Here is a 6,279-nt window from a genome sequence, read left to right on the forward strand (position 1 = left end):
AAAAAGGCCGCATAGCGGCCTTTTATCAACTCAAGGAGCATGGCATTTTGCTCACCTGCTAAAGAAAAACCCCTCGTTTTACACAGTAAATGTGTTCAATTCAGGATAATCTTAGCGTGGCAGCGAGATTTTACGCTCTTTAGATGGGCGGTAGAGCACCAGCGTTTTACCGATGACCTGTACATTACAGGCGCCGGTCTCGCGCACGATTGCTTCCACGATCAAGGTCTTGGTGTCTCTGTCTTCAGAGGCGATTTTCACCTTGATTAATTCGTGGTGCTCCAGCGCTTGTTCAATCTCGGCCAGTACCCCTTCGGTCAAACCATTGTTGCCAAGCATAACTACAGGCTTGAGCGGATGTGCCAGACCTTTAAGGTGCTGTTTTTGTTTAGTACTCAGATTCATCGTATATTTTTGCTTACGTTGGGATTGAAAACGGTTCATTCTACCGCCATCTCCCTAATATCGCCAAATTGCTGAGTGGAAATTTACACCACAGGCTACGATGAACCAGGACGGAAAGTTAAATGACAGGTAAAAAGCGTTCTGCTAGCTCGAGCCGCTGGCTCCAGGAACACTTTAGCGATAAATATGTTCAACAGGCACAGAAAAAGGGGTTACGTTCCCGTGCCTGGTTTAAACTTGATGAAATACAGCAAAGTGACAAACTCTTTAAACCGGGGATGACAGTTGTTGACCTCGGTGCAGCGCCCGGTGGATGGTCGCAATATGCGGTAACGCAAATCGGCGGAACGGGCCGAATTATCGCCTGCGATCTTTTACCTATGGATCCTATCGTTGGTGTGGACTTCCTTCAGGGCGATTTTCGTGATGAATTAGTACTGAAAGCGTTACTTGAACGGGTAGGTGACAGTAAAGTTCAGGTTGTCATGTCCGATATGGCGCCAAATATGTGCGGAACACCGGCGGTGGATATCCCCCGCTCCATGTATCTGGTAGAACTGGCGTTAGAAATGTGTCGTGATGTATTAGCGCCGGGTGGTAGTTTTTTAGTAAAGGTGTTCCAGGGCGAAGGTTTCGAGGAGTATCTGAAGGAAATTCGCTCCCTGTTTACGAAGGTCAAAGTTCGTAAACCGGACTCTTCGCGTGCGCGTTCACGTGAAGTGTATATTGTAGCGACCGGGCGAAAATGATAACCGGTGAATTTCAGGCGAAAGTTTGAAATAAATCGGATACAGAGTATCCTGACGCTGTTTTTAACACAGTTGTAATAAGAGGTTAATCCCTTGAGTGACATGGCGAAAAACCTAATACTCTGGCTGGTCATTGCCGTTGTGCTGATGTCAGTATTCCAGAGCTTTGGGCCCAGCGAGTCTAATGGCCGTAAGGTGGACTACTCTACCTTCCTGCAAGAGGTCAACCAGGATCAGGTTCGCGAAGCGCGTATCAACGGACGTGAGATCAACGTTACCAAGAAAGATAGTAACCGTTACACGACTTACATTCCGGTGAACGATCCTAAGCTGCTTGATAACCTGCTGACTAAAAACGTTAAGGTTGTCGGCGAGCCGCCGGAAGAGCCAAGCCTGCTGGCTTCTATCTTCATTTCCTGGTTCCCGATGCTGCTGCTTATCGGCGTCTGGATCTTCTTTATGCGTCAGATGCAGGGCGGCGGTGGCAAAGGCGCCATGTCGTTCGGCAAGAGCAAGGCGCGTATGCTGACGGAAGACCAGATCAAAACCACTTTTGCTGACGTTGCAGGTTGCGACGAAGCGAAAGAAGAGGTGGGTGAACTGGTTGAATACCTGCGTGAGCCGAGCCGTTTCCAGAAACTGGGCGGTAAGATCCCGAAAGGCGTTCTGATGGTAGGTCCTCCTGGTACCGGTAAAACCCTGCTGGCGAAAGCCATCGCAGGTGAAGCGAAGGTGCCGTTCTTTACCATTTCCGGTTCTGACTTCGTTGAAATGTTCGTGGGTGTGGGTGCATCTCGTGTGCGTGACATGTTCGAACAGGCCAAGAAAGCCGCACCGTGCATCATCTTCATCGATGAAATCGACGCCGTAGGCCGCCAGCGTGGCGCGGGCCTGGGCGGTGGTCACGATGAACGTGAGCAGACGCTGAACCAGATGCTGGTTGAGATGGATGGCTTTGAAGGTAACGAAGGCATTATCGTTATCGCCGCAACTAACCGTCCGGACGTTCTTGACCCTGCGCTGCTGCGTCCAGGTCGTTTTGACCGTCAGGTTGTGGTTGGTCTGCCAGACGTTCGTGGCCGCGAGCAGATCCTGAAAGTGCATATGCGTCGCGTACCGCTCTCTCCGGACATCGATGCGGCAATTATTGCACGTGGTACGCCGGGCTTCTCCGGTGCCGATCTCGCTAACCTGGTGAACGAAGCCGCACTGTTTGCTGCCCGTGGCAACAAGCGTGTGGTCTCCATGGTGGAGTTCGAGAAAGCGAAAGACAAAATCATGATGGGTGCGGAACGTCGCTCCATGGTGATGACGGAAGCGCAGAAAGAGTCCACGGCTTACCACGAAGCGGGTCACGCGATTATCGGTCGCCTGGTGCCGGAACACGATCCGGTGCATAAAGTGACGATTATTCCACGTGGCCGTGCGCTTGGCGTAACGTTCTTCCTGCCGGAAGGCGATGCTATCAGTGCCAGCCGCCAGAAACTGGAAAGCCAGATTTCAACCCTCTATGGTGGTCGTCTGGCAGAAGAGATTATCTACGGTGTGGAACATGTTTCGACCGGTGCGTCTAACGACATTAAAGTCGCGACCAACCTGGCGCGTAACATGGTGACCCAGTGGGGCTTCTCCGACAAACTTGGTCCGCTGCTCTATGCGGAAGAAGAAGGCGAAGTGTTCCTTGGCCGCAGCGTGGCGAAAGCGAAACATATGTCCGATGAGACAGCTCGTATCATCGACCAGGAAGTGAAAGCGCTGATTGAACGTAACTACGGTCGCGCCCGTCAGATCCTGAATGACAATATGGATATCCTGCACGCCATGAAAGATGCGCTCATGAAATATGAGACCATCGATGCGCCGCAGATTGATGACCTGATGGCTCGCCGTGATGTTCGTCCGCCTGCGGGCTGGGAAGATCCAGGTGCCTCTAACAACTCTGACAACAACGGTACGCCACGTGCGCCGCGTCCGGTCGATGAACCGCGTACGCCAAACCCGGGTAACACCATGTCAGAACAGTTGGGCGATAAATAAGCCACCGCTGTCAATGATCTTCTCTTAACCTGAAACCCTGGGGCTTGCCCCGGGGTTTTTCTTGTCTGCTTAACCAAAAATCAGGGATTTGCTATGAAACTCTTCGCCCAGGATTCTTATCTCGATCTTTCTCATCCCCATGTGATGGGGATCCTGAACGTCACGCCAGACTCTTTTTCCGATGGCGGCACGCATAACTCGCTTATTGATGCGGTCAGGCATGCGAATCTGATGATCAACGCTGGCGCGACGATCATCGACGTAGGTGGAGAGTCAACGCGACCTGGGGCTGCGGATGTCAGTGTTGATGAAGAGTTATCGCGCGTTATCCCAGTCGTTGAGGCGATAGCCCAGCGTTTCGAAGTCTGGATCTCTGTCGATACCTCCAAACCTGAGGTGATTCGCGAATCGGCAAGAGTGGGCGCTCACATTATCAATGACGTTCGCTCCCTCACCGAGCCCGGTGCGCTTGAGGCGGCTGCTGAGACCGGTTTACCGGTATGCCTGATGCATATGCAGGGCCAGCCGAAAACCATGCAGGATGCGCCGAAATACAGCGACGTGTTTGCGGACGTGAACCGCTACTTTGAAGAGCATATTGCGCGCTGTGAACGTGCCGGTATCGCAAAAGCGAAATTGCTGCTCGACCCGGGCTTCGGTTTCGGTAAAAATCTCTCTCACAACTACGAACTTCTTGCGCGCTTATCGGAGTTTCACCATTTTGGCCTGCCGCTGCTGGTCGGAATGTCGAGAAAATCCATGATAGGCCAACTGCTTAACGTTGGGCCATCAGAACGTCTAAGTGGCAGCCTGGCCTGTGCGGTGATTGCAGCGATGCAGGGAGCACATATAATTCGCGTCCATGACGTAAAAGAAACAGCAGAAGCCATGCGAGTGGTGGAAGCCACACTGGCAGCTAAGGAAAACTCCCGCTATGAGTAATCGTAAATTTTTTGGTACCGACGGCATTCGTGGACGCGTGGGCGATGCGCCAATCACTCCTGAGTTTGTACTGAAGTTAGGCTGGGCGGCTGGCAAGGTGCTGGCAAGCCACGGGTCGCGCAAAATCATTATCGGTAAAGATACGCGTATTTCCGGTTACATGCTCGAATCCGCACTGGAAGCGGGTCTGTCTGCCGCTGGGCTCTCCGCCTCTTTCACGGGCCCTATGCCGACCCCCGCAGTGGCCTATCTGACCCGCGCGTTCCGTGCCGAAGCGGGCATCGTGATCTCTGCCTCGCATAACCCGTTCTACGATAACGGCATCAAATTCTTCTCCATTGACGGCACCAAACTGCCGGATGACGTTGAAGAAGCGATTGAAGCGGAAATGGAAAAAGAGCTGACCTGCGTTGACTCCGCTGAGCTGGGTAAAGCCAGCCGTATCGTCGATGCTGCGGGTCGCTACATTGAATTTTGCAAAGGCACCTTCCCGAACGAACTCAGCCTGGGTCATCTGAAAATCGTGGTGGACTGCGCTAACGGTGCAACCTACCACATCGCCCCTAACGTATTCCGCGAACTGGGCGCGCAGGTTGTTGCCATCGGTTGCGAGCCAAACGGTCTGAATATCAATGCCGAGGTAGGTGCAACGGATGTTCGCGCTCTGCAGGCGCGCGTACTGGCGGAGAAGGCCGATCTCGGGATTGCTTACGATGGCGATGGTGACCGCGTCATCATGGTTGACCATGAAGGCAATAAAGTCGATGGCGACCAGATCCTCTATATCATCGCCCGCGAAGGGCTGCGTCAGGGACAGCTGCGCGGCGGTGCCGTTGGAACGCTGATGAGCAACATGGGCCTGGAGCTGGCGCTCAAGCAGTTGGGTATCCCGTTTGCGCGCGCGAAGGTTGGCGACCGTTACGTACTGGAAAAACTGCAGGAGAAAGGCTGGCGCATCGGTGCGGAGAACTCCGGTCACGTGATCCTGCTCGATAAAACCACTACCGGTGACGGGATCGTGGCGAGCCTGCAGGTTGTGGCAGCGATGGTGCGTAACCATATGTCCCTGCACGATTTGTGCAGTGGGATGAAAATGTTCCCGCAGATCCTGGTCAATGTTCGCTTTACGGCAGGTAAGGGCGATCCACTGGAAAACGAGAACGTGAAAGCGGTGATGGCTGAAGTGGAAGCGGCGTTGGGCTCCCGTGGCCGCGTTCTGCTGCGTAAGTCGGGTACCGAACCGCTGATCCGTGTGATGGTGGAAGGGGAAGACGAAGCACAGGTCACCGAGTTTGCCCATCGCATCGCTGATGCGGTAAAAGCTGCATAACCTCTGGTAAGTGTTTAAAAAGGCGGCTTATGCCGCCTTTGTTTTGTACAGTTGTGGCGGTTTTGCTGTTTTTTTCCGCACTTGATACAATGAGCTGAAATTGCCCTTGCGAAGGTCATTCGCTTTGGTTAGTATTCACACCCGCTTCAGTGGGAAAGCAAAATTCCTGCTTATTGGTTGAAGCATTGGTATGCGGCAAATCCGCAAGGAACAGGTTGATTATGTACGAAGCTCTTTTAGTTGTTTTCCTTATTGTAGCCATCGCTCTGGTAGCGCTGATCATGCTGCAGCAAGGTAAAGGCGCTGATATGGGGGCCTCTTTTGGAGCAGGCGCTTCTGGTACGCTGTTCGGTTCAAGTGGTTCTGGTAACTTCATGACCCGCGCAACGGCGATTCTGGCAACGCTGTTTTTCATCATCAGTCTGGCGCTTGGCAATATCAATAGCAACAAGATCAACAAAGGAAGCGAGTGGGATAACCTGAGCGCGCCAGCGAAATCTGAGCAGACTCAGCCAGCTGCACCGGCTAAGCCGACCAGCGATATCCCGCAGTAAGAGTAGTATCTGTGCTGGGGGGGGGGAAATGGTAGAAACGCTACCCTGAGGTGGTAGTGTCCTAACGGGCTTGTGGGTTTGAGTTCCATCCTCCGTAACAATATTTCGAAAGAAAAACGTCGGAAGACGTCTTTTTTTTCGTCTGTGCGTTGCCTTTTCTTAGGGCCGGCAAGCGTTTCACCGTCGCCCCTGCCCGACCTCCATGTCACGGAAATCGGCAATAACAAAGGGTGCCCCCAGCCCCCTTAGCACTTTAAATCCC

At 53.0% G+C, this 6,279-nt stretch carries 6 protein-coding genes; 5 read left to right on the forward strand and 1 reads right to left on the reverse strand.

The window, feature by feature from the left end:
- Window positions 1-111: 111 nt before the first annotated feature.
- Complete coding sequence (gene yhbY / locus B3X29_RS19945; protein ID WP_032614629.1) at window positions 112-405, reverse strand: ribosome assembly RNA-binding protein YhbY; 294 nt, start codon at window positions 403-405, stop codon at window positions 112-114.
- Between the two features lie 122 nt (window positions 406-527).
- On the opposite strand from yhbY, the gene rlmE reads away from it, so the two are divergent.
- The 5 genes from rlmE (at window position 528) to secG (ending at window position 6,017) form a co-directional block, all read left to right on the forward strand.
- A complete protein-coding gene (gene rlmE, locus B3X29_RS19950; RefSeq protein ID WP_103177173.1) occupies window positions 528-1,154 on the forward strand; it encodes a 23S rRNA (uridine(2552)-2'-O)-methyltransferase RlmE in 627 nt (208 codons plus the stop codon).
- Window positions 1,155-1,256: 102 nt separating this feature from the next.
- Complete coding sequence (gene ftsH, locus B3X29_RS19955) at window positions 1,257-3,191, forward strand: ATP-dependent zinc metalloprotease FtsH (protein WP_039031647.1); 1,935 nt, start codon at window positions 1,257-1,259, stop codon at window positions 3,189-3,191.
- Between the two features lie 93 nt (window positions 3,192-3,284).
- Complete coding sequence (gene folP, locus B3X29_RS19960; RefSeq protein ID WP_103177172.1) at window positions 3,285-4,133, forward strand: dihydropteroate synthase; 849 nt, start codon at window positions 3,285-3,287, stop codon at window positions 4,131-4,133.
- The gene (gene glmM, locus B3X29_RS19965) at window positions 4,126-5,463 is read left to right on the forward strand and encodes a phosphoglucosamine mutase (protein WP_103177171.1); all 1,338 of its coding nucleotides are present in this window, start codon (window positions 4,126-4,128) and stop codon (window positions 5,461-5,463) included. Before folP ends, glmM begins: the two co-directional genes overlap by 8 nt.
- A 221-nt stretch (window positions 5,464-5,684) precedes the next feature.
- Window positions 5,685-6,017, forward strand: a complete 333-nt coding sequence (gene secG / locus B3X29_RS19970) for a preprotein translocase subunit SecG (RefSeq protein WP_039031650.1) — start codon at window positions 5,685-5,687, stop codon at window positions 6,015-6,017.
- Window positions 6,018-6,279: the final 262 nt, after the last annotated feature.

Source organism: Leclercia sp. UBA5076 (genome assembly GCF_002416465.1).
In the GTDB taxonomy this organism is placed as follows: Bacteria; Pseudomonadota; Gammaproteobacteria; order Enterobacterales; family Enterobacteriaceae; genus Enterobacter.